Source organism: Bacillus sp. TSO22 (assembly GCF_020223595.1).
GTDB lineage: Bacteria > Bacillota > Bacilli > Bacillales > Bacillaceae > Bacillus > Bacillus inaquosorum.
The window spans coordinates 1-26514 of sequence record NZ_JAHAWO010000013.1 but is presented as its reverse complement, the minus strand read 5'-3'; the positions used below and the strand labels follow the sequence as shown (position 1 = coordinate 26514).

The 26514-nt window shown below is 44.1% G+C and carries 31 protein-coding genes and 1 rRNA gene; 23 read left to right on the top strand and 9 right to left on the bottom strand.

Translation table 11 applies throughout. The annotated features are described in order from the left end of the window. The first annotated feature begins 47 nt into the window (after nucleotides 1–47). From KHQ79_RS15910 to KHQ79_RS15895, 4 genes are all read left to right on the top strand, one after another. The gene (locus KHQ79_RS15910; protein ID WP_225515998.1) at nucleotides 48–1049 is read left to right on the top strand and encodes a FecCD family ABC transporter permease; all 1002 of its coding nucleotides are present in this window, start codon (nucleotides 48–50) and stop codon (nucleotides 1047–1049) included. Next, nucleotides 1046–2077, top strand: coding sequence for a FecCD family ABC transporter permease (locus KHQ79_RS15905; RefSeq protein ID WP_225515996.1), 1032 nt, complete (start codon nucleotides 1046–1048; stop codon nucleotides 2075–2077). The genes KHQ79_RS15910 and KHQ79_RS15905 overlap by 4 nt, the downstream gene beginning before the upstream one ends. 113 nt (nucleotides 2078–2190) lie before the next feature. Then, nucleotides 2191–3072, top strand: a complete 882-nt coding sequence (locus tag KHQ79_RS15900; RefSeq protein WP_225515994.1) for a PhzF family phenazine biosynthesis isomerase — start codon at nucleotides 2191–2193, stop codon at nucleotides 3070–3072. Nucleotides 3073–3158: 86 nt separating this feature from the next. Next, nucleotides 3159–3743 carry a nitroreductase family protein gene (locus KHQ79_RS15895; RefSeq protein ID WP_060398214.1) on the top strand — a complete coding sequence of 195 codons (585 nt, stop codon included), beginning with the start codon at nucleotides 3159–3161 and terminating at the stop codon, nucleotides 3741–3743. Nucleotides 3744–3781: 38 nt separating this feature from the next. On the opposite strand, the gene KHQ79_RS15890 is transcribed toward KHQ79_RS15895, so the two are convergent. The 3 genes from KHQ79_RS15890 to KHQ79_RS15880 form a co-directional block, all read right to left on the bottom strand. After that, complete coding sequence (locus KHQ79_RS15890) at nucleotides 3782–3973, bottom strand: YfhD family protein (RefSeq protein WP_019257831.1); 192 nt, start codon at nucleotides 3971–3973, stop codon at nucleotides 3782–3784. A gap of 66 nt (nucleotides 3974–4039) precedes the next feature. Then, nucleotides 4040–4150: a YfhE family protein gene (locus KHQ79_RS15885; RefSeq protein ID WP_003223230.1), complete on the bottom strand. Its 111-nt coding sequence runs from the start codon at nucleotides 4148–4150 to the stop codon at nucleotides 4040–4042. A 54-nt stretch (nucleotides 4151–4204) separates the two neighbouring features. Next, nucleotides 4205–5116, bottom strand: a complete 912-nt coding sequence (locus KHQ79_RS15880; RefSeq protein WP_225515992.1) for a TIGR01777 family oxidoreductase — start codon at nucleotides 5114–5116, stop codon at nucleotides 4205–4207. Between the two features lie 88 nt (nucleotides 5117–5204). On the opposite strand from KHQ79_RS15880, the gene recX reads away from it, so the two are divergent. The 3 genes from recX (at nucleotide 5205) to KHQ79_RS15865 (ending at nucleotide 7656) form a co-directional block, all read left to right on the top strand. Next, entirely contained in the window at nucleotides 5205–5996 is a 792-nt protein-coding gene (gene recX / locus KHQ79_RS15875; RefSeq protein WP_060398216.1) for a recombination regulator RecX, read from the top strand. A gap of 8 nt (nucleotides 5997–6004) precedes the next feature. Further along, nucleotides 6005–6325 (top strand): YfhH family protein, encoded by a 321-nt coding sequence (locus KHQ79_RS15870; protein WP_019257834.1) that lies wholly within the window; start codon nucleotides 6005–6007, stop codon nucleotides 6323–6325. A gap of 137 nt (nucleotides 6326–6462) precedes the next feature. Further along, nucleotides 6463–7656, top strand: coding sequence for an MFS transporter (locus KHQ79_RS15865; protein ID WP_003239711.1), 1194 nt, complete (start codon nucleotides 6463–6465; stop codon nucleotides 7654–7656). Nucleotides 7657–7809: 153 nt separating this feature from the next. Here KHQ79_RS15865 and KHQ79_RS15860 read toward each other — a convergent pair whose 3' ends face one another. After that, the gene (locus tag KHQ79_RS15860) at nucleotides 7810–7962 is read right to left on the bottom strand and encodes a small, acid-soluble spore protein K (RefSeq protein ID WP_003223241.1); all 153 of its coding nucleotides are present in this window, start codon (nucleotides 7960–7962) and stop codon (nucleotides 7810–7812) included. 124 nt (nucleotides 7963–8086) lie between these two features. Between KHQ79_RS15860 and KHQ79_RS15855 the strand changes: the two genes are divergently transcribed. The 6 genes from KHQ79_RS15855 to KHQ79_RS15830 all read left to right on the top strand — a co-directional run bounded on the left by KHQ79_RS15855 (nucleotide 8087) and on the right by KHQ79_RS15830 (nucleotide 14163). Next, complete coding sequence (locus KHQ79_RS15855; RefSeq protein WP_003239709.1) at nucleotides 8087–8356, top strand: YfhJ family protein; 270 nt, start codon at nucleotides 8087–8089, stop codon at nucleotides 8354–8356. Nucleotides 8357–8500: 144 nt separating this feature from the next. After that, nucleotides 8501–9016, top strand: a complete 516-nt coding sequence (locus tag KHQ79_RS15850) for an SH3 domain-containing protein (RefSeq protein WP_060398217.1) — start codon at nucleotides 8501–8503, stop codon at nucleotides 9014–9016. 87 nt (nucleotides 9017–9103) lie between these two features. Continuing rightward, a complete protein-coding gene (locus KHQ79_RS15845) occupies nucleotides 9104–9436 on the top strand; it encodes an SdpI family protein (protein WP_060398218.1) in 333 nt (110 codons plus the stop codon). After that, nucleotides 9423–10283 carry an alpha/beta fold hydrolase gene (locus KHQ79_RS15840; protein ID WP_060398219.1) on the top strand — a complete coding sequence of 287 codons (861 nt, stop codon included), beginning with the start codon at nucleotides 9423–9425 and terminating at the stop codon, nucleotides 10281–10283. The genes KHQ79_RS15845 and KHQ79_RS15840 overlap by 14 nt, the downstream gene beginning before the upstream one ends. 232 nt (nucleotides 10284–10515) lie before the next feature. Continuing rightward, nucleotides 10516–11505 carry a glycosyltransferase family 2 protein gene (locus KHQ79_RS15835; protein ID WP_003239699.1) on the top strand — a complete coding sequence of 330 codons (990 nt, stop codon included), beginning with the start codon at nucleotides 10516–10518 and terminating at the stop codon, nucleotides 11503–11505. A gap of 72 nt (nucleotides 11506–11577) precedes the next feature. Beyond that, complete coding sequence (locus KHQ79_RS15830; RefSeq protein WP_225515990.1) at nucleotides 11578–14163, top strand: YfhO family protein; 2586 nt, start codon at nucleotides 11578–11580, stop codon at nucleotides 14161–14163. On the opposite strand, the gene KHQ79_RS15825 is transcribed toward KHQ79_RS15830, so the two are convergent. Next, on the bottom strand, nucleotides 14156–15139 hold the full coding sequence (locus tag KHQ79_RS15825) for a metal-dependent hydrolase (protein ID WP_225515988.1): 984 nt from the start codon (nucleotides 15137–15139) through the stop codon (nucleotides 14156–14158). The two genes, KHQ79_RS15830 and KHQ79_RS15825, sit on opposite strands and share 8 nt — an antisense overlap. Nucleotides 15140–15355: 216 nt before the next feature. Here KHQ79_RS15825 and mutY point away from each other — a divergent pair, with 216 nt between their 5' ends. After that, the gene (gene mutY / locus KHQ79_RS15820) at nucleotides 15356–16465 is read left to right on the top strand and encodes an A/G-specific adenine glycosylase (protein WP_060398221.1); all 1110 of its coding nucleotides are present in this window, start codon (nucleotides 15356–15358) and stop codon (nucleotides 16463–16465) included. A 6-nt stretch (nucleotides 16466–16471) separates the two neighbouring features. Here mutY and KHQ79_RS15815 read toward each other — a convergent pair whose 3' ends face one another. Beyond that, nucleotides 16472–16696, bottom strand: a complete 225-nt coding sequence (locus KHQ79_RS15815; RefSeq protein ID WP_003223257.1) for a hypothetical protein — start codon at nucleotides 16694–16696, stop codon at nucleotides 16472–16474. A gap of 82 nt (nucleotides 16697–16778) precedes the next feature. Here KHQ79_RS15815 and fabL point away from each other — a divergent pair, with 82 nt between their 5' ends. From fabL to KHQ79_RS15790, 5 genes are all read left to right on the top strand, one after another. After that, nucleotides 16779–17531, top strand: coding sequence for an enoyl-[acyl-carrier-protein] reductase FabL (gene fabL / locus KHQ79_RS15810; protein WP_003239690.1), 753 nt, complete (start codon nucleotides 16779–16781; stop codon nucleotides 17529–17531). A 67-nt stretch (nucleotides 17532–17598) separates the two neighbouring features. Continuing rightward, nucleotides 17599–17856 (top strand): gamma type acid-soluble spore protein SspE, encoded by a 258-nt coding sequence (gene sspE / locus KHQ79_RS15805; RefSeq protein ID WP_003239689.1) that lies wholly within the window; start codon nucleotides 17599–17601, stop codon nucleotides 17854–17856. A gap of 172 nt (nucleotides 17857–18028) precedes the next feature. After that, nucleotides 18029–18289, top strand: coding sequence for a YgaB family protein (locus KHQ79_RS15800; RefSeq protein ID WP_003239687.1), 261 nt, complete (start codon nucleotides 18029–18031; stop codon nucleotides 18287–18289). Between the two features lie 143 nt (nucleotides 18290–18432). After that, on the top strand, nucleotides 18433–18963 hold the full coding sequence (ntdP, locus tag KHQ79_RS15795; protein ID WP_003239685.1) for a nucleoside tri-diphosphate phosphatase: 531 nt from the start codon (nucleotides 18433–18435) through the stop codon (nucleotides 18961–18963). Between the two features lie 86 nt (nucleotides 18964–19049). Then, nucleotides 19050–20792, top strand: a complete 1743-nt coding sequence (locus KHQ79_RS15790; RefSeq protein ID WP_060398222.1) for an ABC transporter ATP-binding protein — start codon at nucleotides 19050–19052, stop codon at nucleotides 20790–20792. 75 nt (nucleotides 20793–20867) lie between these two features. Here KHQ79_RS15790 and KHQ79_RS15785 read toward each other — a convergent pair whose 3' ends face one another. Both KHQ79_RS15785 and KHQ79_RS15780 read right to left on the bottom strand, forming a co-directional pair. Continuing rightward, nucleotides 20868–21929, bottom strand: coding sequence for an aromatic acid exporter family protein (locus KHQ79_RS15785; RefSeq protein WP_003239680.1), 1062 nt, complete (start codon nucleotides 21927–21929; stop codon nucleotides 20868–20870). A 219-nt stretch (nucleotides 21930–22148) separates the two neighbouring features. After that, entirely contained in the window at nucleotides 22149–23438 is a 1290-nt protein-coding gene (locus tag KHQ79_RS15780; protein WP_003239678.1) for a glutamate-1-semialdehyde 2,1-aminomutase, read from the bottom strand. Nucleotides 23439–23590: 152 nt separating this feature from the next. Here KHQ79_RS15780 and bcp point away from each other — a divergent pair, with 152 nt between their 5' ends. Both bcp and perR read left to right on the top strand, forming a co-directional pair. Next, a complete protein-coding gene (bcp, locus tag KHQ79_RS15775) occupies nucleotides 23591–24064 on the top strand; it encodes a thioredoxin-dependent thiol peroxidase (protein WP_003239676.1) in 474 nt (157 codons plus the stop codon). Between the two features lie 132 nt (nucleotides 24065–24196). Continuing rightward, entirely contained in the window at nucleotides 24197–24634 is a 438-nt protein-coding gene (gene perR, locus KHQ79_RS15770) for a peroxide-responsive transcriptional repressor PerR (protein ID WP_003223285.1), read from the top strand. A gap of 34 nt (nucleotides 24635–24668) precedes the next feature. Here the strand turns inward: perR and KHQ79_RS15765 are convergent, their stop codons facing one another. Further along, on the bottom strand, nucleotides 24669–25022 hold the full coding sequence (locus tag KHQ79_RS15765) for a YgzB family protein (protein ID WP_003239674.1): 354 nt from the start codon (nucleotides 25020–25022) through the stop codon (nucleotides 24669–24671). A gap of 207 nt (nucleotides 25023–25229) precedes the next feature. On the opposite strand from KHQ79_RS15765, the gene KHQ79_RS15760 reads away from it, so the two are divergent. Together KHQ79_RS15760 and KHQ79_RS15755 are read left to right on the top strand one after the other, a co-directional pair. Beyond that, nucleotides 25230–26114: a nucleotidyltransferase-like protein gene (locus tag KHQ79_RS15760; protein ID WP_019257848.1), complete on the top strand. Its 885-nt coding sequence runs from the start codon at nucleotides 25230–25232 to the stop codon at nucleotides 26112–26114. A 293-nt stretch (nucleotides 26115–26407) separates the two neighbouring features. Then, a 16S ribosomal RNA gene (locus tag KHQ79_RS15755) occupies nucleotides 26408–26514 on the top strand; the annotation flags it as partial.

The window sequence follows — 26514 nt, the reverse complement described above, 5'->3', positions numbered from 1 at the left end:
CTCAAAAACAAACATTACATAGTAAATAAACCTAGGAGAATTAGATCATGATCTGCAAAACGGCATCTTCAAAATGGATTGTGTTAGTATGTCTGATTTTCATTTTACTGGCGGCTGTCTGCGCAAGCGTCGTTTACGGCTATACAGGTACGTCATGGAGACAGGTCTATCAGGCGTTTACTTCCTTCAACGGAACAAATGAGCATGTCATCATCAAAGATGTCAGGCTTCCGCGTGCTTTGGTTGCGACAGTCGTCGGCGCCTCGCTTGCAGCCGCGGGCGCTCTCATGCAGGCGCTCACAAAAAATCCGCTTGCGTCACCGGGGATTTTCGGGATTAACGCCGGTGCAGGCTTTTTTATTGTTGCCGGATCGTTTTTTCTGCATATTCAGTCACCTCAGGCGCTAGTATGGAGCTCGTTTCTTGGGGCAACATTTACCGCTGCGATCGTCTATGCTGCAGGATCGCTTGGAAGAGAAGGGCTGACGCCAATCAAACTGACGCTGGCGGGTGCTGCCATGGCGGCCATGTTTTCTTCTCTGACACAAGGCTTGCTTTCTGTCAATGAACTCGAGCTTGCTCAGGTGCTATTTTGGCTGACCGGCTCTGTGCAGGGCAGGAGTCTGGATCTGCTGATCACGATGCTCCCGTATGCAGCTGCAGCGCTTGTGATCTGCTTTTTTCTTGGCCAAAAAATTAATCTCCTCGTCATGGGAGAAGATGTGGCAAAAGGACTCGGCCAAAAAACGGGCCTGCTGAAATTTGTGATGGCGCTTTGTGTTGTCTTGCTCGCCGGATCTGCTGTCGCCATTGCCGGGCCGATTTCATTTATCGGCATCATTATTCCGCATTTCGCCCGATTTATCGTCGGCAATGATTATCGCTGGGTTCTGCCGTTTTCCGCTGTTTTGGGTGCGATTTTACTCGTTGCCGCGGATATCGGGGCGCGATATATCATTATGCCTCAGGAAGTTCCTGTCGGAGTCATGACAGCCATCATCGGTATGCCTGTGTTTGTCTACATCGCAAGAAGGGGGGCAAAACTATGAAACTTCGTTTTGGCGTAACCGCGGCTGAAAAGAAAGCATGGATCGTCTTTTTGGTTTTACTTGGATTAACAGCAACAGTACTGATCATTAGCGCTGGTCTCGGACAAAGGTTTATTCCTCCCTGGGATGTAGCAAAAACATTTTTTGGTGCAGGTTCCAAGCTGGATGAGCTGATGATCATGTCGTTCCGCATGCCAAGAATTTTGACCGCTTTATGCGCCGGCGTCTGCCTGGCAGCGGCAGGCGCGATATTGCAGGGGCTCGTCAGAAACCCTCTCGCATCACCGGATATTATCGGAATAACGGGAGGAGCGGCGGTAGCTGTCGTGCTTTTAATGATGTTCTTCTCAGACCGCAGCAGTTCACTTACGATCAGTCTGTCATGGCTTCCGGCGGCTGCATTTATCGGGGCCTCAGCTGTTGGACTCATCGTCTATTTACTGGCATACAAAAATGGTGCCTCCACATTTCGGCTGGTGCTTATCGGAATCGGATTTTCAATGTCGGCGCAGGCGATGACTACCCTGCTGATGATCAAAGGCCCGATTTACCGAGCATCACAAGCCAATGTGTATATCACTGGGTCTGTTTATGGGTCAAACTGGCAGCATGTGAAAATAGCTGTTATCTTATCTGTCATTCTCTTATTTATTTGTTTTATCGCGCTAAAAAATATGAATATACAGGTGCTGGGCGAAGATATTGCGGCGGGTGCGGGAAGCGCCGTGCAGCGAAATCGTTTTTTCTTGCTTCTTTTGAGTACGGCTCTTACGGGCTGTGCGGTTTCGGTTGCCGGCACAATCGGTTTTGTCGGACTGATGGCGCCCCACATTGCAAGGCGGCTCGTCGGCTCATCTTATGGCGCGCTGCTCCCGGCGTCGGCACTCATTGGAGCTTTGCTCGTCTTAACAGCTGACATCGTCGGCAGAACCTTATTTGCTCCGGTGGAAGTGCCAGCAGGCGTCTTTACAGCAGCTATCGGCGCCCCTTATTTTATTTATTTGCTCTATAAAACGAGAAACTCTTAATCTTTACTCCCATTTTCTCAAAAAAGAAAATGGGTTTTTTGATAATGACGGAAAATTCACAATCATTTTTGCTATACTGACAGAGACATTGATAAAGAAAGGGCGGCAGACAAGTGAAAGAAGCAGAGGTATTAAAATATGAAGCATTTACAAGCAGTCCCGGCAAAGGAAACCCCGCGGGAGTCGTATTGCAGGGCGACGATTACACTGAAGAAGAGATGCAGATCATAGCTGAGCGCGCCGGATATTCAGAAACCTCATTTATCCGGAAAAGCGAGTCGGCTGATCTTGAACTCCGTTACTTTACCCCCGGACACGAAATGAATTTGTGCGGTCATGCAACAGTTGCTTCTCTTTACGCATTATGTGAAAAAGGAATGCTGGAGAGCGGTAAAACGTACAGCATCCAAACGAAAGCAGGTATCCTGCCTGTGAAAATTTCTGAAAAAGGCGGCCGCATACATATTACGCTTGAACAAGCTTCTCCACAATTCAAACCATTTACAGGCGATCGGGAAAAACTTGCAGGCGCATTGGGAATCACCGAAGAAGACTTTCATGAAGACCTTCCGATTGTTTTTGGCAGCACTGGCATATGGACAGCCATCGTTCCGCTTAGATCATTAGAGGCCTCCAAAAAAATGGTGCCTGATAACAAACAGTTTCCGGACGTGTTAGTCGATCTGCCAAAGGCTTCAGTTCACCCGTTTACCTTTGAAACCGTTCATCCCGGCAGCGACCTGCACGGACGCCACTTTTCATCCCCGTATTCGGGAACGATAGAAGACCCTGTGACCGGCACAGCATCCGGTGTGATGGGGGCTTATATGAAACAGTACGGCAATGCCGAGCAGCGTGAATTTATCATTGAACAAGGGCAAGAAATCGGGAAAGACGGAAAAGTGGAAATCGAAATGAACGAAGACGGCGGCCATGTAAAAGTGAATATGATAGGAACTGCCGTGTACTCAGAAACCCGTATCCTTAAAATCTAATACGGATGATGGTTTACAAAAAGATGCACTTTCCGTTATTATTATGAATGATAATCATTTTCAATTGCTTAGGAAGGTGAGACGGTATGCCTCAATCCGAACAGATAGATCAACATTCAGCACTGCGGGACATTATACGCAGCAGAAGATCGATTCGAAAATTTAAACAAGAGCCAGTGCCTTCAGCAGTCATTCTTGACATGCTTGAAACAGCAAAATATGCGCCAAATCACAGAGTGACAGAGCCATGGAGATTTATTTACGTTTCCAGTGAAACAGGAAAAGCAAACCTGATCAACACATTTGCGGCGTTCTCTAAGAAATCCAAGCCGGATCTGACAGAGGAAAAGCTTCAAAATTTCAAAAACACACTCGGACGCGTCCCGGGATTTCTGCTCGTCGTGTTTCAAGAAGATGAAAACGAAAGAGCGCGAGACGATGATTTTGCGGCAACCAGCTCATTGATCCAAAATCTTCAGCTTCTTGCCTGGGAAAAAGGAATCGGCATGGTTTGGAAAAGCGGAAAAATCCTTTACGACAAAGAAGTGCATCAGGCCTTTGGTTTACAGGATAATGAACGATTAGCCGCCATCATACAAACGGGCTATCCTGACGAAGCGCCGGAAGTAAAAGAACGCACGCCGATTCGTGAACGTTTCACCGACATGTAAAAAAACCCCTGTCTCAAACGGAGACAAGGGGTTTTTCATTAACGTTTTTTCTTTTTCGCTCTGTTGTCGGCTGCTTTCGCACGCTCTTGCGCTTCGCGGTCATCCGCGTCAGCAAGCTCGCTTGAATATTCTTCGTAAACGCCGTCTGTTTCCCTTTTTAATGCATCGGGAACTTGAGGAAGTTTTTGTTTGTTTTTATCACGGTTTTTGTGGATATGATTTCTGCCCATATCAAATTCCCCCTAAAAAGTGATATCAAACAAACATAGTATCTGGCTTTAAGGGGCTATGTATTCCTACTTCCGCTTAGCAGCTTTTTCCGCTTTTTTAAATTCGCCTGAATAAAGCACTTCCTGCATTTTCTTCAGGTTGGCTCCTTGCTGATGCTTCTCCCTCTTCTTTTCCATAAAAAGGACCTCCTTCAACCATGTTATTCTTAAGGTTGACGCTTCCTTCCGTTTTTATACAGCCTTTCGGTCCGTTATCAGCTGTGAGAGTGCGAATTCAAGATCCGAATATGTAAAACGAAATCCAGAGGTCATCGCTTTTTTAGGCAGAGCGCGCTGCCCTTTCACAATCAGAAGACTCATTTCACCCAATGCTTTTGATAAAAAGAATTCCGGAACAGGGAGCCAGTGCGGGCGATGCTTCACCCTTGCAATCGTTTTTCCGAATTGCTCCATTTCCACAGGATTGGGCGCGGTGACATTCATTGGACCTGAGATGCCGGCGTTTTCCATCGCATAACAGATCAACTGGGCTGCGTCCTCGACATGAATCCATGACAGCCACTGTCTGCCTGTTCCGATCGTGCCGCCGGCCAGAAGCTTATAGGGAAGAACCATAAGCGGAAGAGCGCCTTTTTCTCCAAGCATTACGCCAAATCTCGCATAAACCGTCCGGATGCCCATCGCCTCAATTTTCTGTCCTTCCTTTTCCCACATATGTGCAGTATGGCTGAGAAAATCCTCATCTGACGTCGCGGAATCCTCTGTAAAGGTTTTTTCAAGACTTGTGCCGTAAATGCCCACCGCACTGGCCTGGATCAGCGCTTTCGGTTTTTCCTTCTGTTTTTGAATAAGCCGCTGCACTTCACGCGTCGCATTGATACGGCTGGAGAGAATTCGCTGCTTCGTTTTTTCTGTCCAGCGGCCAAAAATCGATTTTCCCGCAAGATTTACCCAGACATCTATATGAGGAAGTTCCTGCTCAGGCGCGGCTCCTTCTGTCAGCCATTGGACATATGTGATATTTTTTTGTTCAGTTTCCCTTGCGTTTCTTGATAAAATATAAACATGGTGTCCCTGGCGGGTAAGAATGCCTGTCAGATGCTGGCCGAGAAAACCGGTTCCGCCCGTCATTGCGATATTCATGATTATCTCTCCTCGTCGTTCTAATAAATATACTTTACCTCATTTTAATGAAAGAAAACGCGTTTCAGGCCTGAGAAGGGAGATTAAGATGCCATTTATTACAAAAATATCAACGCAAAAAAAGAATACGGAACGGTTCAATATTTTTCTGGATGAAAAATACGCCTTCAGCGTGGACGCGGACGTGCTCGTGAAATTTGAGCTTAAAAAGGGAAAAGAGCTTGATGACCTTGACATCATTGAGATTCAATACGGCGATGAAGTGAAGAAAGGCTTCAACCGTGCGCTTGAATTTTTATCCTACCGAATGAGGTCAACGAAAGAGGTTGAGGACCACTTAAAGAAAAAAGAAACCTCGGCGCCCGTCATTGCGGAAGTCATCCATAAGCTCAACGACTATAAGTACTTAAATGATCAGGAATTTGCCGCAGCCTATGTCAGCACCCACAAAAAAACGAATGGAAAAGGCCCTGACGTTTTGTTCAGAGAGCTTAGAGCGAAGGGGATCGACGACGATACAATTAAGGAGGCGCTAAGTTCCTTTTCCTTTGAGGATCAGACCAGAGAAGCGGTCAAGCATGTTGAAAAGCTTCTCAAAAAAGATAAAAAACTTTCGACAAAAGAACTCAAACAGCGCGCCCAGATGCAGCTTCAGCGCAAGGGTTTCTCATTTGATGTCATCAGCGCTGCGCTGGAGCAGATTGAATATGAAAATGATGAAGACACAGAGAAAGAAGCGCTGCGCCTTCATGCGGAAAAAGCGTTTAGAAAATACCGCTATGACGGCTCATATGAAAGCGCCATGAAGGTCAAACAATTTTTATTCCGTAAAGGATTCTCACTCGATTTAATCGAGCAATTTCTGCAGGAAGAGGAGTAGCTGAAAAAATGGAGAAACGATACAGTCAAATGACACCGCACGAACTCAATACCGAAATTGCATCACTTTCTGAAAAAGCAAGAAAAGCCGAACAGCATGGAATCATAAACGAACTGGCAGTGCTCGAACGGAAAATTACGATGGCAAAAGCATATTTGCTGAACCCGGAAGCTTTCTCACCGGGAGAAACGTATCGTGTGGAAGACTCTGAAGACGAGTTTACCATCAGCTATTTAAATGGCGTTTTCGCTTGGGGGTACAGAACCTCGTCACCTCATCAAGAGGAAGCGCTGCCAATATCAGTATTGCAAGAAAAGAAACAAGCGTAACAGGGAGGCTGAATATCAGCCTCTTTTTTATATGCAGCACATTTACACGAAATCTTAAAGAAAAAATCATTGAATTCACTCCAAAAATCTTTTAAGATGAAACTCGTTGTTTTTTAAAATCAAAGGAGGCGATGACGTTGAGTATCAAAAACCCCTCTGTAAAATTCATTATATTTGTTCTTATGATTTGTACATTTTCAATCGGATACACAGAATACGCGGTGATGGGTATTTTGACGTCGATTGCCAATGACTTTCATATACAGGTTTCATCTGCAGGGCTTCTTGTCACGGCCTATGCGGCAAGCGTCTGTTTGACTGGCCCGATCGTCACCATCATTTCCGTCAAGCTTCCGAGAAAGCCTGTGCTGCTTGGATTGATGGCGGTTTTTATCCTTTCCAACCTGATGAGCGCGCTGGCGCCGAATTTTGCGGTATTGGCCGTCTCAAGAATCTTATCTGCGTCCATTCACGGCGCTTTCTTCGCGATTGCCATGGTATTCGCGAGTGAAATGGTTCCGCCGGAAAAGCGTGCCGCAGCTGCTGCATCAATGAACGGAGGGCTGACAGTGGCTCTGATGCTTGGTGTTCCATTCGGCTCTTATCTAGGAGATGTCCTGAATTGGAGAGCGGTATTTTCTATCATTACCGCACTTGGTGTCATCGGATTCTTAGGCCTCATGGCTGCCGTGCCGAACAGAAAACCAAAAGTGATCCCAATGCTTATGAATGAGTGGGGAGTATTTAAACACAAACAAGTGCTGTATTCCTTCGCGATTACGATTTTAGGCTATTCCGGCGTCTTTATCGCCTACACCTTTATCGAACCGATTTTGAGACATTCAGCGGGATTCAGCACGGTCGGCATTACAGGCGCTCTCTTTGCGTATGGCTTGGGAGGCGTTGCAGGGAATTTCTTTGCGGGAAAAGTGCCGCTTCCTTTGCTGACTCGGACGATGATCGGCGTGATGATCGGTTTGATCGGTGTTCTGGCCGTATTTCCTTACATCGCCATTTACCCGGCCGCAGCTATTGTTGCAACGTTCTTATTCGGAGCATGCGCATTCGGCACGCCGCCTCTGCTGCAAACGAAGGTTATTTCCTCATCTGAGAGCGGCACAACCATTGCCGCGGCTGTCAGTGTGTCAGCGTTTAACCTTGCTAATGCGCTAGGTGCGTGGATCGGCGGAATGATTTTAAGCGGAACAGGTTCTTATTCCTGGCTGTTTGCAGGCGGAGCGCTTATGACCGCATGCGGACTCGTGCTTTCTACCTTCGCACATGTATCAGAAAAGAAGAGCATCTATGAGTATCAAGTTAATAAAGGGTAAAAAACAGCTGCAGCGTATGCAGCTGTTCAAATTGTCGACAAAACCCTAAAGCGGTTCTCGCTTTAGGGTTTTGTCATCTTTTCAGCGTGATTGAAAACCCTTGAAGTCTAGGAAGGCCGAGCATCGGAGCACAGCGCATGCAGCTGTTCTTCTTTACCGTTTGCCGGAGGCTCTCATTCTTTCTTGAGGATGCTGATTGATTGATCCGTCAGCACGCTTTGAAGCATAGTCGTCCTTTGCTCTCGGTTCACCCTGAAATTTGTTTTCGTTTTCGTAAGGAAATCCTTTTTCTTTATTTCGGACCATGTCATTTCCCCCTAGGTTCGAGATCAAAAAGTTGCGTCTTTCCAGATGAAGACGTAAGGTTAGTATATGGAGAACAGCACGTTTTAAAGCGTCATTTTTTTCCTGAAGAAAGGAGACTGCACACATGAATACGTACATTGAGAAACTGACAAATCTGCTTCTGGAAAAGAACGATATGATCAGCTATATACAGGCAAAAACATGGGTGGAATTGCTATGGAGCGATTTCGAAGCAACCTATGCAAAAGCGGGACATGCCTATCAGGGTGAAAAGATGACCGAAAAAATCGTCACACAATGGATCGAAAACTATGGCGGTCAGCTCCACCTTTTCCAAAGCTCCCGTGACGACGTAAATGATTACTTAAACCAAAGCAGAGGCCTTTTGCATTAAAAAACCTGCCGTTAGCATCCGGCAGGTTTTTTCATTTCCTTAAAATTACCTTAACAGGCAGAAAAAATAAACAAAACGTGTTTCAACCATTGGTCAATCAGGGAATACCACTTATATCTTGTCAAATGCGAGGAGGAGCTTTATATGAAAAAGAAACAAGTATTGCTCGCTTTAACAACTGCCGCAGGACTGGGTTTGACAGCAACTTATTCTGCCCCCGCAGCAAAAGCTGCGCCCCTTCACAACATATCTGTCAGCATGCCATCATCCGATTCTTACATCATAAAAGCAGGAAAACTGAATGTCCGGACTGAGCCAAATCATAAAGGTGACATTCTCGGCACTATATCATCAGAACAAAAAGTCACAGTCAATGGATTCGCAAATGCCGATTGGGCTCAAATACAATTCAAAGGAAAAAAAGCATATATTTCAACACACTTCTTAATGAAAACCGCAAGCCAAGCGAAAACAGCGAAACAGACAGCCTTCTATGCACCGACACCCGAAAACGGAAAAGCCAAACAGCTCTCTTCCGGAACAGAGGTGACAATACTCGGGTGGGGGTTCAGTGAAAACGGCGGATTTGACTTTACCTGGGCATTCGTTGATTACGGCGGAGTCAAAGGCTATATTCACACAAAGGACTTACAATTATGATAAAAAGGCAGGCCGAGGCTTGTCTTTTTGCCTGGATATGAAACATTTCTTCTTTCTGCACGTAACAATGAGAAAGGGGATGATGATATGGCTGGTTTAATCAGTGGAGGGCTCATGGTCATTGCGGGTATACTGATCAAACTGTTTCCTCCCAAATCCATCAACAGTGTGTACGGATACAGAACGAGACGCTCAATGTCAGATCAAAGATTATGGAATGAAGCGAACCGTTACAGTGCATCATTGATGATCATGTCGGGCTTGGTGATTGCGGCGTTGGGCTTTCTGCTGAGATCAAACTTGATCATTCTTCAGCTGATCCTGCTGCTTGCCGCCTGTGTCATCACGTTTATGCTAACGGAGAAAAGGCTGAAAAACATGACGCACAGTCAAGGGGGAGATATGAGTGGACGGAGTTAATTGCCAGTTTGTCAAAACAAACGGAATCACGCTCCACGTTGCAGCCGCAGGGCCGGAGGACGGCCCGTTAATTGTCCTGCTCCACGGATTTCCTGAGTTTTGGTTCGGCTGGAAAAATCAAATTAAACCGCTCGCCGATGCGGGGTATCGTGTCATTGCTCCTGATCAGCGAGGCTACAATCTCAGTGATAAACCGGACGGTATTGATGCCTATCGGATTGATACATTAAGAGATGATATCATCGGGCTTATTACGCAATTCACAGATGAAAAAGCAATGGTCATCGGGCATGACTGGGGAGGAGCTGTCGCATGGCATTTGGCATCCACACGCCGGGAATATCTTGAAAAGCTGATTGCCATCAACATTCCGCACCCGCACATCATGAAAACCGTAACGCCGGTTTATCCGCCGCAATGGCTGAAAAGCTCGTATATCGCATTTTTCCAGCTTCCCGACATACCGGAGGCATCACTAAAGGAAAATGATTATGAAACATTAGACAAAGCGATTGGATTATCAACCCGTCCTGAGCTTTTTTCGTCTGAGGATGTCAGCAGGTACAAAGAAGCGTGGAAACAGCCGGGCGCCCTGACAGCTATGCTGAACTGGTACAGAGCCCTCAGAAAAGGAAGCCTTTCAGAGAAAACCACTTGCGAAACAGTACCCTACCGGATGATCTGGGGAATGGAGGACCGCTTTTTAAGCAAAAAGCTTGCGAAAGAAACGGAAAGGCATTGCCCGAATGGACATCTCATTTTTGTTGATGAAGCTTCCCATTGGATTAACCACGAAAAACCTGCCATCGTCAATCAGCTTATTTTGGAATATCTTAAAAAACAATAAGTCAGATTTTCTCTCCATTCGTCTGTCATAATGGCAGACTTTTTCTGTGCGTTTTTTTTCATACTCTGTTTTAAACATGACAAAATAACATTAAAAATCATGAATGTCACCATAAAAATGTAACAAAAAACAGGTTTAAACGACTTTAAAAAAAGGAATAGCCTTACTGAAGATTTGTGTGAAACTCCCCTAAGGCAATACTTAAAAAGAATAATAAAAAGAAGGTGCCTTAATGAAGCAAGGATTAATCTCGATTATTATCCCGTCTTACAATGAAGGATATAATGTCAAACTCATTCATGAATCTTTGAAAAAGGAATTCAAGAGCATTCATTATGATTATGAAATTTTCTTCATAAACGACGGAAGTGTTGATGACACGCTTCAGCAGATCAAAGACTTGGCAGCCGTATGCAGCCGGGTAAAATACATTTCTTTTTCTCGAAACTTCGGAAAAGAAGCCGCGATTCTGGCGGGCTTTGAGCATGTTCAAGGCGAGGCGGTTATTGTAATGGACGCCGATCTGCAGCATCCGACCTATTTGCTGAAGGATTTTATCAAAGGCTATGAAGAAGGCTATGATCAAGTCATTGCCCAAAGGAACAGAAAAGGGGACAGCCCTGTCCGCTCACTCTTGTCATCTCTGTATTACAAGTTCATCAATAAAGCGGTGGAGGTTGATTTGCGTGATGGTGTCGGAGACTTTCGGCTGTTAAGCCGCCAAGCCGTGAACGCCCTTTTGAAGCTGAGCGAAGGCAATCGCTTCTCAAAAGGTCTGTTTTGCTGGATTGGCTTCGATCAGAAAATTGTGTTTTATGAAAATGTCGAACGAAAAAACGGCACATCCAAATGGTCATTCAGCAGTTTGTTTAACTACGGAATGGACGGTGTCGTTTCATTTAATCATAAGCCGCTGAGAATATGCTTTTATACCGGCATTTTCATTTTGCTGCTTTCCATCATTTATATCATTGCCACATTCGTTAAAATTCTGACTAACGGCATTTCTGTGCCCGGATATTTCACTATCATCTCAGCAGTGTTATTTCTCGGCGGAGTGCAGCTGTTAAGCCTCGGAATTATAGGCGAATATATCGGCCGAATCTATTATGAAACAAAAAAACGCCCGCATTATTTGATTAAAGAAGCGAATATCCCGAACAAAGACCTGCCTGAAACGAACGAATTGAAAAGCGTGCGGCGTCTGACAAAAATGCACTGAAATCACCAAGCGCCATTGGCAGTGCTTTTTTTTGCGTGTCTACCATTTCAAAAGCAAGACTGGAGAAATTATATGAAAAGAAAATATGTCATGATCTATGCGGCCAGTCTGCTGGCATCCGTTCTGGCACATGCTTTTTTTGTGAAAGAATGGACGGACGGCAGATATATGACAGGTCCGGGAGACGGGCTTGCGCAAATGATCGTATTTAAAAAATTACTATTTGAACAATATACCCACGGGAATTTTTTCTACAATTATTCATTCGGACTCGGCGGCGGCACATTCAGTCAGCTTGGCTATTATTTTTCTGTTTCCTTTCTTTTTCTTGCGGTATCCGCCGCCGTCTGGCTTCTTCAAGCCGTTCAGCTGATTGGAGAAGCGAATACGCTTTTTTGGGCGGAGTCAGCTGTTTTTATCAGTATTTTCAAACTGAGCGTGATCATCTTTACGGCCGCTTCTGTTTTTCACTATATTCTCAAACATAGAGCGGCGTCGTTCACGGGGGCTGTTTTATACGGTGTCTCGATCATTTATTTCCGCCACGAAGCGTATTGGGAATTTTTTACCGATACAATGATTTGGCTTCCGCTGCTTGTGCTCGGAGCAGAAAAAATCATTAGAGAGAGGCGTCCGGCATGGTTTATCATTGCGTGCTCGCTCACATTAATCAACAATTTTTACTTTGCATACATAAACCTCATATTCATCGGAATCTACGTGCTGTTCAGATGGCTGATAAGGCTGGACGAGCACGAAGAGAAAAGATGGATTCAATGCAGAATGTTTTTGGTTTCAGGGATCATTTCTTTCGGCATCAGTGCGGCGGCGTTTGTGCCGGTAGTATACGGTTTTTTAAACAACCTGCGCCCTCCGTACAGCCAGAAAATAGAGTGGCTCAATTTCGACGATAATATCTTATTTTCGAGCCGGATCATTATTTTGCCGGCAGCCTTTCTGCTGTTTTTGTTTATTGTTTCTTTTTACAAAAACCGTGTGTTTCGACTCTTTGCCGGATTGAGCCTGCTGTTTATTCTTTTTCATTTCAGTCCGTATGCGGCAAGCGTATTTAACGGCTTTTCCGCCCCTCAAAACCGATTTGAATATGTTCTGGCCTTCACGATTGCTGGAGCAGCTGCGGCAGGCCTGTCACAGCTGTCTGAACTGAAACGGAAAGAACTGCTCCCGGCTGCCGCGGTTGTCCTTCTTCTTTACTTGTATCATATCCAAAGGTATGAACTGGATATATGGAAGCCTGCGAATGAAAGCATTCTATTGCTTTTATTCCTGACCATCGCTGCCTTGTTTGCAGTAGCTTTTGCAAAAAAACGGGCAACGGTGGCTGTGTACGGTGTGATCATTCTATCTTCGTTGTTTGTCGCCAACACCTATCAAAAATACACACTCTCAGAAGGCGGCGGCCTGGACAGTGTGACAAAAGCATATCTCACGGGTGAGGAATACAAAGGGCAAGAATCATCTGAGATCATCAGACGTTTACAGAAGGAAGACGATGATCCGCTTATGAGAATCGACTGGATGAACGGGGTCCGCAATAATACGCCAATTATTTATGGGTTTAATGGCTTCAGCGCCTATTCCAGCATTTTAAACAAACATCTGCTGACCTTCTATTGGAATGACTTGAGCATCGATATGGGAAGGGAAAGCGTCAGCCGTTATGCGTCATTGGGAGACAGGGCGAATTTGTACAGTCTGCTTTACGGCAAATATTATATGACGGAAAAAACAAACGAAGCCAATGTCCCGTACGGCTTCAAAAAGCATTTGGAATCGGAGCATTATGTCGTTTATGAAAATCAATACATGCTTCCTTTCATCAAAACAGCCGATGCCATATACAGCGAAAGTGAGCTGGACAAATTGCCTGCTCTTGCGAAAGAACAGGCAATGCTGAAAGGAATTGTAGTAGCGGATCCATCGGAGAAAACGGAGCAGGCACCAAAACTGGCCAATCTGATTCCCAAGTCCGACATCTCCGCAAAACATGCCCAGTATCAAAACGGACTGCTTACTGTGACTGGAGAAAACGGAGGAGAACTGATCATCACTCCGAAAGAGGCTTCATCCGCTCCGGGAGACTACTATGTCAGCTTTTATTTGAAAAGCAAAGCAAAAGACAAAGGATTTACGTTAAAGGTAAATGATTATGTCACAACGAGGAAATCGAACCAATCGATTTATAAAACCGGAGTAAATGATATAACGATCAGAGTGCCTAAATCAGGCCATATCTCAATCAAACTTCCGAAAGGAACGTATGAGCTGAGAAACATAGCGCTCTATGAAGAAAATTACCAAACGCTGAAAAGCGCAGCGCTGCAAAATAAAACAGACAAAGCAGACAATCTGAAATGGGATAAAAATAAGCTGACGTTTACGTATCGTCTTCCGAAAAATCAGTACATCATGCTTCCGATCCCCTATGAAAAAGGCTGGGAACTGAAGATCAACGGGAAAACAAAGACGATCGAAAAAGCGGATTATGCTTTCATAGGCTTTAAGGCGCAAAAGGGTGACAATCACATTGAGCTGGCCTACTATCCGCCATACTTTAAAATATCGGCGCTCATATCTCTCGTCGGTCTGCTGCTTGCTGTCTTATATATAAGACGAAAAAAGCCCGGCTCTAAATAGAGCCGAGCTTTAATTTTTTCTGAAGCTTTTCTTCGCTGAATATCCATCCTGTATAGGATGAGCGAATCGTGAGATCATGGCCAATATGAACGATGGCCACAAACGGATAATGGCCTTTGCTCCGATAACGCAGGTCAATAAATCTCACCTCATAATGGTCTTTGAACGTATCCACTTCCCACCGGTAAACCGGAGAAAATGAAAGAAACGCTGCGATGTTATCATCCCGCTTTGCCGCTTGCATCACTTCGGTTTCAGGAACAGGCACCCGATTAAACGTATCCAGAATCACTACATGCCCTTCCATGCTTCTTCCTACATAGAAAGCATGGGCTGTCGTCACGGCGATCCGCCATTGCCTGAATTTCATCGTCGGTGAAATAATAATGCTTTCGATCTCATCATGAATCATCTCATGAAGCTTTCGTTTAATTCTCAGCTGCATGATCAGGCGCACCATATAATAGCCAGCCAATATGATATATAAGCTGAGAAACGTGATGCCGGGACTGCCGCCCGCGTACCAAATCGCGATAGCCGCCAGATGGCTGATAAAAATAAACGGATCAAACGTATTAATCAGCCCGAGCGCAACCCATTTTTTCGAAAACGGACGTATCGCTTGTGTTCCGTATGCGTTGAAAATATCAACAAAGACATGCAGAACGACTGCCAGCAGCGTCCACAGCCACAGGTGCAGAAAATCGGCCTGCGGATAAAATAAATACAGAATCGCCGGAATGATGACAGACCAAAACAAAACGGCGGGAATTGAATGGGTAAATCCTCTGTGATTTCTTATATAAACAGCATTATTTTTAAGCTTTAACACAGTATCAATATCCGGAGCCTGAGAGCCCGCAAGCGTTGCGATCATAACAGCGTGAGCCATTGCCGGATCTGCTCCGACAACAGGGTCAAGAGTCGCAATACCGCCTAGTGCGATGCCCATCACGACATGTGTGCCCGTATCCATAGGTGACCTCCTTGCAGAATTGTCCTGCACATTCACTTTTGTAAGATATTCCCCATTTTCATATACCCGATTTTTAAACCGATTCAATCTTTCTCATATGTTTCCGCTTTTTCTTTACTTCTATTTAATGTAACATATTATCGTACTGTGCCCTTAGTGTACAACAAAAAACAGTCTAAAGAAAAGCGGGGCGCGAAAGACTGGGGAGAAACACATATGAACGTACTTGAAGACAAATTAAAACAAAAAGACATACAGCAATTTCGCGATGATTTAATCTCATGGTTCGAACGAGAGCAGCGCATTCTGCCGTGGAGAGAGGACCAAGATCCATATAAAGTGTGGGTATCTGAAGTGATGCTGCAGCAAACGAGAGTAGAGACAGTGATTCCTTACTTTCTGCGGTTTGTGGAACAATTCCCGACAGTAGAAGCGCTCGCTGATGCTGATGAAGAAAAAGTGCTGAAAGCATGGGAAGGGCTCGGCTATTATTCGCGAGTCAGAAACCTGCAAAGCGCGGTAAAAGAAGTGAAACAGGAATACGGAGGCATTATTCCTCCAGACGAGAAAGAATTTGGCGGCTTAAAAGGTGTCGGCCCTTATACAAAGGGAGCGGTGCTCAGCATCGCCTACAATAAACCCATTCCCGCGGTTGACGGAAATGTGATGCGTGTCATGTCGAGAATTCTTTCCATTTGGGATGATATTGCCAAACCAAAAACAAGAACGATCTTTGAAGATGCAGTCCGTGCATTTATTTCAAAAGAAAAACCATCTGAATTCAATCAAGGCCTGATGGAACTTGGAGCCTTGATCTGTACGCCGAAATCGCCTTCATGCCTGCTATGCCCGGTTCAGCAGCATTGCTCAGCATTTGAAGAGGGCACTGAACGGGAGCTTCCGGTAAAAAGCAAAAAGAAAAAGCCCGGGATCAAAACAATGGCCGCGATCGTACTGACTGATGAAGACGGACAAGTGTATATACACAAACGGCCGTCAAAAGGTTTGCTCGCCAACCTATGGGAATTCCCTAATCTTGAAACACAAAAAGGGATTAAAACCGAGCGTGAACAGCTTACTGCATTTTTAGAAAACGAATGCGGGATACAAGCTGATATCAGTGATCTGCAAGGTGTAGTCGAGCACGTTTTCACCCACCTGGTATGGAATATTTCTGTGTTTTTCGGTAAAGTAAAACAAGTGTCGGATACCTCAGAGCTGAAAAAAGTAACGAAAGAAGAGCTCGAACAATTTGCGTTCCCGGTGTCACATCAAAAAATCTGGAAGATGGCAGTGGAAGCAGCCGTATACTCGGCCGCTCCGTAAACATTCTTAATCGTAGGAGACGCGCGTGCCGTGGCTGTAGTCTGCTTCATTGCGCTTCATTCCGCCGCGCGCTTCAATTTCTTGCGTTAATTCCCGGTATTTTGATTGGCCTTCTTCGTTCAAATAAGGCATAATTTGCTGAAAGGCATGATGAAAATAGGCGAGTTCACTGTTTTTCCAATCTTCTTTGGAAACCATGTTTAATTCGCTCATATCACGTCCGACATACATAACAGAAGACCCCCTTTTAAGTTCTTGCCATTATTGTTTGTGGAAATAAAAGAACTATACGCTACAAGGAGATGAGGAAAAAATGGAACAAAATAAATGCGCACTCGTAACAGGAAGCAGCCGCGGTGTCGGAAAAGCGGCAGCGCTTAGACTTGCTGAGAATGGCTATAACATCGTTATTAACTATGCACGCAGCAAAAAAGCCGCTTTGGAAACAGCGGAAGAAATCGAAAAGCTTGGCGTCAAAGTGCTTGTCGTTAAAGCAAACGTAGGACAGCCTGCAAAAATCAAAGAAATGTTTCAGCAAATTGAAGAAACGTTCGGCAGACTTGATGTTTTTGTCAATAATGCCGCTTCAGGCGTTCTGAGACCTGTCATGGAATTAGAAGAAACACACTGGGACTGGACGATGAACATTAATGCGAAAGCATTGCTTTTCTGCGCTCAGGAAGCTGCCAAGCTAATGGAAAAGAACGGAGGCGGGCATATCGTCAGCATCAGTTCATTAGGTTCTATCCGCTACCTTGAAAACTACACGACAGTTGGCGTATCAAAAGCCGCATTAGAAGCTTTAACCCGTTATCTTGCGGTTGAGCTCTCACCAAAACAAATTATCGTCAATGCCGTTTCAGGCGGAGCGATTGACACTGATGCGCTCAAACACTTCCCGAACAGAGAGGATCTGCTTGAGGATGCGCGTCAAAACACGCCGGCGGGACGCATGGTCGAAATTAAAGACATGGTTGATACTGTTGAATTTCTAGTGTCTTCCAAGGCTGACATGATCCGCGGACAGACAATTATCGTTGACGGCGGACGCTCACTGCTCGTTTAAAAATTTTAAAAAAGAGGAATAGCCATACGATCACCTGCACATTCTAATGACCGTGGAGGTGATAACAATGGCTAACTCAAATAATTCAAGCAAAACTAACGCTCAACAAGTTAGAAAACAAAACCAACAATCAGCTGCTGGTCAAGGTCAATTTGGCACTGAATTTGCTAGCGAAACAAACGCTCAGCAAGTCAAAAAACAAAACCAGCAATCAGCTGCTGGCCAACAAGGTCAATTCGGCACTGAATTCGCTAGTGAAACTGACGCACAGCAGGTAAGACAGCAAAACCAATCTGCTGAGCAAAACAAACAACAAAACAGCTAATCACTGAAACAGAAAAAAGCACTTCATCTTCGGGTGGAAGTGCTTTTTTCTGTTTGAAAAACGACAAAACTTGTGAAAGGTCTACAGAATGAGTCAAAGGGTTTGCTTTATTGAGATCGAAATGATTAAAGGAGGAAACGTTTATACTTTCACCAGGCTGAAGGAGGAACCGATGACGGAATTTGAAAAGCTGGTAAGTGAACAGATGAAAACGATGGACAAGCTTCTCGATCTCCAATCAGAGCTCGACCGCTGCAAACAAATTGAAGCAGAACTCCGGCATTTGGAAAGGGATGCAAGGCTGCTCGGAATTCAGAATGAAATTGCGGTAAAACGGAAACATCTTGCCGATATACAGGATATGTTTCAAAAGCAGACAGAGCAGGTGATTCGTTCTTATCGCAGCTCAGAAAAGCCGTCTTCCTTTGTGTAGAGCAGGAATGTGCCATTCCCCGGCCGGAATGGCTCTTTTATTTTCATTTTTCAATTTGTAACGTTATAATAGGTAAAAGACGTTGTCGGTAAGCAAATTTGGACATACTAACTGTAGGGCTTTATAGAAAGTAGGGGAGAAATATGGGCTATCCCAAGGAAGGAGAAACCATTCAAATTCACAGCTATAAGCACAACGGGCTGATTCACAGAATTTGGAATGAGACAACAATCTTAAAAAGTACAGAAATGTGTGTCATCGGAGCCAATGACCGGACGATGGTAACCGAATCAGACGGCCGGACATGGATAACCAGAGAGCCCGCAATCTGTTATTTTCACGCAAGACAATGGTTTAATGTCATCGGGATGCTGAGGGAAGACGGGGTTCATTACTATTGCAACATCAGTTCACCGTTTGCCTATGATGGCGAAGCAATTAAATATATTGATTATGACTTAGATGTTAAGGTTTTTCCTGACATGACCTACAATATTCTCGATGAAGACGAATATGATGATCATCGGAAATCCATGAATTATCCAAAAGAAATCGACAGTATTTTAAGAGACTACTTAAACACGCTGCTCCATTGGATTCACCAGCGGCAGGGACCGTTTGCGCCCGAGTTTGTCGATATGTGGTATGAACGGTATTTGCGCTATACAAAATAATGGTTACGTAAAAACCTGTTGCGGGGTACAACAGGTTTTTCACATGGGCTCACACACATCATGATAAAGAGAGAGGGGGAATCAACGTGGGGGTTATGAAACGCTACATGCAATTCGTCAAACCTTATAAGAAGCAAATTTTCGTCACAGTATTAATTGGGATCGTAAAATTCTCCATTCCGCTTGCTCTCCCATTGCTTCTGAAGTACGTAGTAGACGACATTATTCAAGGAGGCGGCACGGCCAATGACAAAACAACGTCATTGTTCACCATTATGGCGATCATGTTCGCCTTATTTTTAATTTTGCGCCCGCCTGTAGAATATTATCGGCAATATTTTGCCCAGTGGACAGCCAGCAAGGTGCTCTATGATATAAGAGCTAAGTTGTTTGACCATATACAGAAGCTGAGCCTTCGTTTTTATGCGAATACGAGAACAGGGGAAGTCATTTCCCGAGTGATCAATGATGTGGAACAAACAAAGGATTTTGTCATCACAGGCCTAATGAATATATGGCTCGATATGCTGACGATTTTGATTGTGATTTCTATCATGCTGACACTTGACATTAAATTAACACTGATCTCTATCGTTTTATTTCCATTATACGGCATATCAGTGAAGTATTTTTACGGCCGTTTAAGAAGGCTGACAAGGGAGCGCTCGCAGGCGCTTGCTCAAGTGCAGGGGCATTTGCACGAGCGCATTCAAGGCATGCCGGTTATCAGAAGCTTTGCGATAGAAGATCATGAACAGGCTAATTTTAATGAGAAAAACAGCCATTTCTTAGATAAAGCCATCCGTCACACGAATTGGAATGCCAAAACCTTTGCAGTCGTCAATACCATTACAGATTTGGCGCCGCTCATCGTGATTGCGTGCGCCGGCTATTTTGTCATTAATGGACCGCTGACAGTCGGAACAATGGTCGCGTTTGTCGGATATATTGATAGAATGTACAACCCTGTTAGAAGGCTGATTAATTCGTCTACAACATTGACACAGTCAATCGCATCAATGGACAGGGTGTTTGAATTTATTGACGAGCCATATGAACTCACTGACAAACCAAATGCCATTAAGGCCGATCAGATACGCGGAGAAGTGGAATTTCAAAACGTTTCGTTTCAATATGAGAAGGAAAAAGAAAACATTCTCCATGATGTCTCTTTAAAAGTAAATAAAGGAGAAACTGTAGCTCTCGTCGGCATGAGTGGAGGAGGCAAATCAACACTCGTCAGCCTGATCCCGAGATTTTATGATGTGACAACCGGCAGATTGCTGATTGACGGGACAGATATTCGCGATTATGAAGCGAGAAGCCTTCGCAACCAGGTAGGCATGGTGCTTCAGGATACCTTTTTATTCAGTGAAACGATTCGGGAAAATATCGCAATCGGCAAACCTGATGCCACGCTTGAAGAGATTATCGAAGCGGCCAAAGCTGCCAATGCACATGAATTTATTATGGGTTTTCCTGAAGGGTATGAGACCCGGGTGGGAGAAAGAGGCGTTAAGCTGTCAGGCGGACAAAAGCAGCGAATCTCAATCGCGCGGGTATTTCTGAAAAATCCGCCGCTCCTCATTTTAGATGAAGCGACATCAGCTCTTGATTTGGAAAGTGAGCATTACATTCAAGAAGCGATGGACAAACTGGCGAAGGACAGAACAACTTTTGTTGTCGCCCACCGCTTATCGACCATCACACATGCGGATAAGATTGTTGTCATGGAAAATGGCACAATCATTGAAGTCGGAACCCATGATGAACTCATGGACTATGACAGTCAGTACAAGCACTTATTTACCATTCAAAACTTGAGCTGAACATCAATCTTATATCCTTTTAACGAAGGATATAAGATTTTTTTGTATATAAAAAAACCCGGCTGTTCAACCGGGTTACTCTTCTGTTTCTATTTCGCAGTCTTTCGGATGATACGTTTGAAAACTTGTGATGAGCGTTTCTAAATGTTCGAGCTGCTCGCGATATTCTACGGCACTTGCCATAATATTGAGCATGTTGTAATCAATAAGCTCATCATCCGTGTTTTGCTGATTTTTCAAAAATGACTTTGTTAAAAGCTGCTTATATCGAATGCCTTCTTCATCCGCGTCATCATGCGGCTTGATTTTGCCGACAAACCGCATCAAAATCCGTTCATGCCAGTACAGCAGGTAATCAAGCTCTTCGGTCAGTGTTTCCTGAAACTCTTCCGGCATATGATAGATGTCGTTTTCCAGACGATGCAGCTTCTTCAGTGTATCAAGCGCCCGGTTTGCAGTGATAATGGCCTGTCTGAACAGGACAAGCTTTCTTGATTTCACATAGGTCGTTTTCTTAAAGTAACTTCTTTCTTCTTTATATAGAAGATAAGTCTGATCAAGCTTGATCATTTTTTCTTTCAGTTTTTCAATATCTTCTTTCAAAATCGAATGCTCTGTTGACTGCCGCATGGACAGCCTGATCCACTTCATAATTTCTTCTGTGTTTTCGACCGTATTATGAATCAGCTTTGTTTCATACTTAGGAGGCAAAAACACAAGGTTAACGATAAAGGAAGAAAGCACCCCTAAGATGACTGTGCTTGTTCTGACCAGGGCGAACATTAAAAAGTCGTCACCGGCAGATTCTAATATCGCAATAACTGTTACAAGTGCAATCGAAATTGTATGTTCAATTTTAAGTTTCAGCATGATTGTAATGACAATAACTGCTGTCAACCCGATCATAATCGGGCTGGGTCCGAAAATAAGGCCGAACACTGTGGCAATCACAGCTCCGATAATATTTGCCTGAACCTGATCAATAATAATGAGAAAAGAGCGGTAAATCGACGGCTGGATCGCAAATATCGCTGCAATTCCAGCAAAAATCGGCGCGGGAAGCCCGATCCACGAAGCCAAATAAAGGGCGAGTGTAATCGCAATCCCGGTTTTGAAAATGCGGGCACCAAGTTTCATTGGTTTGTGCGTGCATTCCTTTCTATAGTAAATTGTGTGACATAGCAAATGGGCTAATCCTTAAAATTCCCGGTCAGTTTATTTGCTAAACAATTAAGTAATATACAGGGATCGATACAAATATTCAAGCTATTTTTCAAGAAAAAGACCAAAATCTTACACGCTGTTTAAATGAATAAAAAAACAGGAGCATAAAGCTCCTGTTCAGGGTGTCTGATTCTAGTTTTTAAGATGTTTAAAAGCATCCTCGACAGCCACAAGAGTGTCTTTAATATCCTGCTCTGTATGTGCTGTTGTAATAAACCAGGCTTCATATTTAGAAGGTGCTAAATTTATTCCGCGTTCCAGCATAAGCTTGAAAAACTTAGCGAATGTTTCTCCGTCACTGCGTTCAGCCTGCTCGTAATTTTCGACTTTCTCATCAGAGAAATAAACTGTGAGTGCGCCTTTTAACCGGTTGACGGTAATCGTGATGCCGTGTGTTTCTGCGTGCTGTAAAATGCCTTCCTCCAGCATAGCGCCAAGATGATCAAGCTTTTCATACACGCCTTCCTCTTTGAGCACTTCCAGACAAGCGATGCCTGATAGGATGGAAGCGGGATTCCCGGCCATTGTTCCAGCTTGGTAAGCCGGTCCAAGCGGAGCTACCTGCTCCATGATTTCTTTTTTACCGCCATAGGCGCCGATCGGAAGTCCGCCGCCGATAATTTTTCCGAGAGCTGTTAAATCAGGTTTAACCTGTAAGAGATCCTGTGCGCCGCCATACATAAAGCGGAAAGCTGTAATGACTTCATCGTAAATAACGAGAGCACCCGCATCGTGTGTCAATTCATTTACTTTTTCTAAGAAGCCCTCTTTCGGCTCAACAATTCCGAAGTTGCCGACAATCGGTTCAACGAGAACCGCCGCGATCTCACTGCCCCATTTATCAAGGGCCGCTTTATAGCTTTCGATATCATTAAATGGAACTGTGATCACTTCGTTTGCAATGCTTTTTGGTACACCGGCTGAATCTGGTGTGCCGAGAGTAGACGGGCCAGAGCCGGCGGCGACAAGCACAAGATCTGAATGTCCGTGATAACAGCCTGCGAATTTAATGATTTTTGTCCGGCCTGTATATGCGCGAGCCACTCGGATGGTCGTCATAACAGCTTCTGTTCCCGAATTGACGAATCTTACTTTGTCCATAGCAGGAATGGCTTCTTTGAGCATCTTTGCAAATGTAACCTCATGTTTCGTCGGTGTTCCATACAATACACCGTTCTCTGCTGCTTTTTTAATCGCTTCTGTAATATGCGGGTGGGCATGTCCGGTAATGATCGGACCATACGCCGCTAAATAATCGATGTATTTGTTGCCGTCCACATCCCAAAAATAAGCGCCGTTTGCTTTTTCCATTGCGACGGGAGAACCGCCGCCGACCGCTTTATATGATCTAGACGGGCTGTTTACACCGCCGACAATGTGCTCTAATGCCTCATTGTGAAGTTCAATTGATTTTGTATGCAAGAATAAAAACCTCCTATATCTCCATGCGTCCTTTCTATTGTAGCATGCTTCCAAACAAGAACAATGGATTCAGGCTCAAGTTGCAGGGACGATAGTTGTAATCTGGACAAGAATTGGATACGCTTAATAAAAAAACACTCGGAGGTAACGTAATGACGATAGAAATCGGACAAAAAGCACCTGATCTTGAGTTAAAAGGCGATCATGGGGAAACAGTAACATTATCGGATTATAAAGGAAAGTATATCGTGCTTTACTTTTATCCAAAAGACATGACACCGGGATGCACAACTGAGGCATGCGATTTTCGGGACAGCCACGAAAGCTTCGCTGAACTGGATGCCGTTATTATCGGCGTCAGCCCGGACAGCCAGGAAAAGCACGGAAAATTTAAAGAGAAGCATAACCTTCCTTTTCTGCTTCTTGTTGATGACGAACACAAACTGGCGGAAGCGTTTGACGTATGGAAGCTAAAGAAGAACTTCGGAAAAGAATATATGGGAATTGAGCGCTCTACTTTTCTGATTGACAAAGAAGGCCGGCTCGTTAAAGAATGGAGAAAGGTAAGAGTGAAAGACCATGTAGCCGAAGCGCTTCAAACCCTCAAAGATATGTCGGAAAAGTAAATTCGTCTCTCAGCCTCAAATGATATGCTTACTTTTGCCCTAATATCAATTGACAAATTATCGTAAAAAGAGTTACACTAATTATAAACATTACAATGTAAGAATTTTTTTTAGAAGAGAGGTGCATGACGGATGGCTGCACATGAACTAAAAGAAGCCTTAGAAACGTTGAAGGAAACCGGAGTTCGCATTACTCCTCAACGTCATGCGATTCTGGAATATCTCGTTAACTCTATGGCTCATCCAACAGCGGACGATATATATAAAGCTCTGGAAGGGAAATTTCCTAACATGAGCGTAGCGACGGTATATAACAATTTGCGTGTGTTCCGGGAATCCGGTTTGGTGAAGGAGCTCACATACGGCGATGCTTCAAGCAGATTCGACTTTGTCACATCCGATCACTATCACGCGATTTGTGAAAACTGCGGTAAAATTGTGGACTTCCACTACCCGGGCCTTGACGAAGTGGAGCAGCTGGCTGCCCATGTCACGGGTTTTAAAGTAAGCCACCACCGTTTAGAAATTTACGGCGTCTGCCAAGAGTGTTCGAAAAAAGAGAACCATTAAAAATAAGCTGACCGCACGAAACGGTCAGCTTATTTTATTTGGACATTTTCTTTTTATTATAAGACTCATCAAATTCTTTTCCTTCTAATCCCTTATCTAAAGTCAGCGGCTCTCTGCAATGCATGCACATATCTACTCTTCCTAAAACCTTTGTCTCTTTTTCGCAGCTCGGACATATAACGCGAACCGCTTTGGTCGAAAGCATTCCGATCCAAAAGTAAACAACCGTACTGAGACCGATGGATAAAAGCCCAAGTATCATAAACAAACTAGAAAGCAAAACTGACTCTTTGAAAAAGATCCCGATGTACATAATGATAAACCCAACGAAAACCAAACTTAACGCAAATGTTCTGATTTTATTAATTTTGCTGGAGTATTTCGCCATGTCCATCCCCCTCTGATTTAACTATAGCACAAACCCAATGGGATTTTCTTCATGTTTTCGATCGAACTGGAATTTACATATGGAGACTTACTGTGAAATTGTTTATAATAGTTCAATGTGTTTAGAAAAAAGGAATTTCGTTTTAACCATAGAATTGAATCAAATAGAGAATAAAAAAATTTGAACAATTGCATTGGAGGAATAGTGATGGATAATCTTCTCCGTCCAATTTACCAAGAAAGAGCAAGTCATCCCAATACATTGGCTGTCATTATGATTGAGAGAAGAAACAAAACATCTTCCTTAACAGATAACTTTGATGCTGCTCTGCTGGTAATTGTAAAGGAGGCTGACGAGCCTGTTTTTATAAAGCATTATGAATTTGATCAAAAAACAGCTTCTTTGCATGTGGTAACAGATTCTCAGATTCAAGAATGGATTTTGCTCGGGACAAATAGAAGAATCATAGATTGGATTGTAAATGGCAGAGTCATGTTTGACCGTAATGAATACATTGCCGAGCTGATTGACAGGCTGAATACATTTCCGTTTGCCGAACGCAAACTGAAGATCGGACTCGAATACGGCAAATTAATCAGAAGATATGTTGAAGGAAAAGCTTTTTTTGAAGCGAATCAATTTTTAGATGCTTACAACGCGGTTGTTCATGCGTTGCATCATTTAGCGCGTATTGAAGTAATCGATAGGGGATTTCACCCGGAAACAACGGTATGGAGCCAAGTGCGCCAGATGGAGCCCCAAGTGTACAAATTATATTCCGAGCTGATTGAAAGTCATGAGAGCTTGGAAAAAAGACTCGAATTATTATTCTTAGCAAATGATTTTCTCATCCATTCCAAAGCTGAGATCGGTTCAGCACATCTTTTCGAAGTAATGAAAGGAAAAGACATTTGGCAATTTGGTGAGCTTCTTCAGCATCCTGACTTAAAGCACTATACCCAAGACCTTGGCGTTATGCTTGATTACCTGACGGAAAAGGGACTTATCAACGTTTGCCAGATAGAAACGAAAGGACAGGCTGTCTATCACCGAGGATATTTTTTTAAAAAAGATGTTGACTCTGATTCTTGACCATGTTATATTATTAAACGTCGCTGATGCGCTTCTGAAAAAACAAGCTCACAGCGGCGGAGAAATAAATTAAAAAAACATTTGACAAAAGAAAGTCAAAATGTTATATTAATAAAGTCGCTTCAACAAGAAGTGAAAATGATCTTTGAAAACTAAACAAGACAAAACGTACCTGTTAATTCATTTTTAAATAAATCGCACAGCGATGTGCGTAGTCAGTCAAACTAAGGCCTGCACGATGCAGGTCACACAGGTGTCGCCGCAGGATGCGGCGAACTTAACCTGTGATCCATTTATCGGAGAGTTTGATCCTGGCTCAGGACGAACGCTGGCGGCGTGCCTAATACATGCAAGTCGAGCGGACAGATGGGAGCTTGCTCCCTGATGTTAGCGGCGGACG

Coding starts and splice junctions, on each gene's coding strand:
- KHQ79_RS15910 (WP_225515998.1), top strand. CDS start 48: ATGATCTGCAAAACGGCATCTTCAAAATGGATTGTGTTAGTATGTCTG.
- KHQ79_RS15905 (WP_225515996.1), top strand. CDS start 1,046: ATGAAACTTCGTTTTGGCGTAACCGCGGCTGAAAAGAAAGCATGGATC.
- KHQ79_RS15895 (WP_060398214.1), top strand. CDS start 3,159: ATGCCTCAATCCGAACAGATAGATCAACATTCAGCACTGCGGGACATT.
- KHQ79_RS15890 (WP_019257831.1), bottom strand. CDS start 3,973: ATGGGCAGAAATCATATCCACAAAAACCGTGATAAAAACAAACAAAAA.
- KHQ79_RS15885 (WP_003223230.1), bottom strand. CDS start 4,150: ATGGAAAAGAAGAGGGAGAAGCATCAGCAAGGAGCCAACCTGAAGAAA.
- KHQ79_RS15880 (WP_225515992.1), bottom strand. CDS start 5,116: ATGAATATCGCAATGACGGGCGGAACCGGTTTTCTCGGCCAGCATCTG.
- recX (WP_060398216.1), top strand. CDS start 5,205: ATGCCATTTATTACAAAAATATCAACGCAAAAAAAGAATACGGAACGG.
- KHQ79_RS15870 (WP_019257834.1), top strand. CDS start 6,005: ATGGAGAAACGATACAGTCAAATGACACCGCACGAACTCAATACCGAA.
- KHQ79_RS15860 (WP_003223241.1), bottom strand. CDS start 7,962: ATGGTCCGAAATAAAGAAAAAGGATTTCCTTACGAAAACGAAAACAAA.
- KHQ79_RS15855 (WP_003239709.1), top strand. CDS start 8,087: ATGAATACGTACATTGAGAAACTGACAAATCTGCTTCTGGAAAAGAAC.
- KHQ79_RS15850 (WP_060398217.1), top strand. CDS start 8,501: ATGAAAAAGAAACAAGTATTGCTCGCTTTAACAACTGCCGCAGGACTG.
- KHQ79_RS15845 (WP_060398218.1), top strand. CDS start 9,104: ATGGCTGGTTTAATCAGTGGAGGGCTCATGGTCATTGCGGGTATACTG.
- KHQ79_RS15835 (WP_003239699.1), top strand. CDS start 10,516: ATGAAGCAAGGATTAATCTCGATTATTATCCCGTCTTACAATGAAGGA.
- KHQ79_RS15830 (WP_225515990.1), top strand. CDS start 11,578: ATGAAAAGAAAATATGTCATGATCTATGCGGCCAGTCTGCTGGCATCC.
- KHQ79_RS15825 (WP_225515988.1), bottom strand. CDS start 15,139: ATGGATACGGGCACACATGTCGTGATGGGCATCGCACTAGGCGGTATT.
- mutY (WP_060398221.1), top strand. CDS start 15,356: ATGAACGTACTTGAAGACAAATTAAAACAAAAAGACATACAGCAATTT.
- KHQ79_RS15815 (WP_003223257.1), bottom strand. CDS start 16,696: ATGTATGTCGGACGTGATATGAGCGAATTAAACATGGTTTCCAAAGAA.
- fabL (WP_003239690.1), top strand. CDS start 16,779: ATGGAACAAAATAAATGCGCACTCGTAACAGGAAGCAGCCGCGGTGTC.
- sspE (WP_003239689.1), top strand. CDS start 17,599: ATGGCTAACTCAAATAATTCAAGCAAAACTAACGCTCAACAAGTTAGA.
- KHQ79_RS15800 (WP_003239687.1), top strand. CDS start 18,029: ATGACGGAATTTGAAAAGCTGGTAAGTGAACAGATGAAAACGATGGAC.
- ntdP (WP_003239685.1), top strand. CDS start 18,433: ATGGGCTATCCCAAGGAAGGAGAAACCATTCAAATTCACAGCTATAAG.
- KHQ79_RS15785 (WP_003239680.1), bottom strand. CDS start 21,929: ATGAAACTTGGTGCCCGCATTTTCAAAACCGGGATTGCGATTACACTC.
- bcp (WP_003239676.1), top strand. CDS start 23,591: ATGACGATAGAAATCGGACAAAAAGCACCTGATCTTGAGTTAAAAGGC.
- perR (WP_003223285.1), top strand. CDS start 24,197: ATGGCTGCACATGAACTAAAAGAAGCCTTAGAAACGTTGAAGGAAACC.
- KHQ79_RS15765 (WP_003239674.1), bottom strand. CDS start 25,022: ATGGCGAAATACTCCAGCAAAATTAATAAAATCAGAACATTTGCGTTA.
- KHQ79_RS15760 (WP_019257848.1), top strand. CDS start 25,230: ATGGATAATCTTCTCCGTCCAATTTACCAAGAAAGAGCAAGTCATCCC.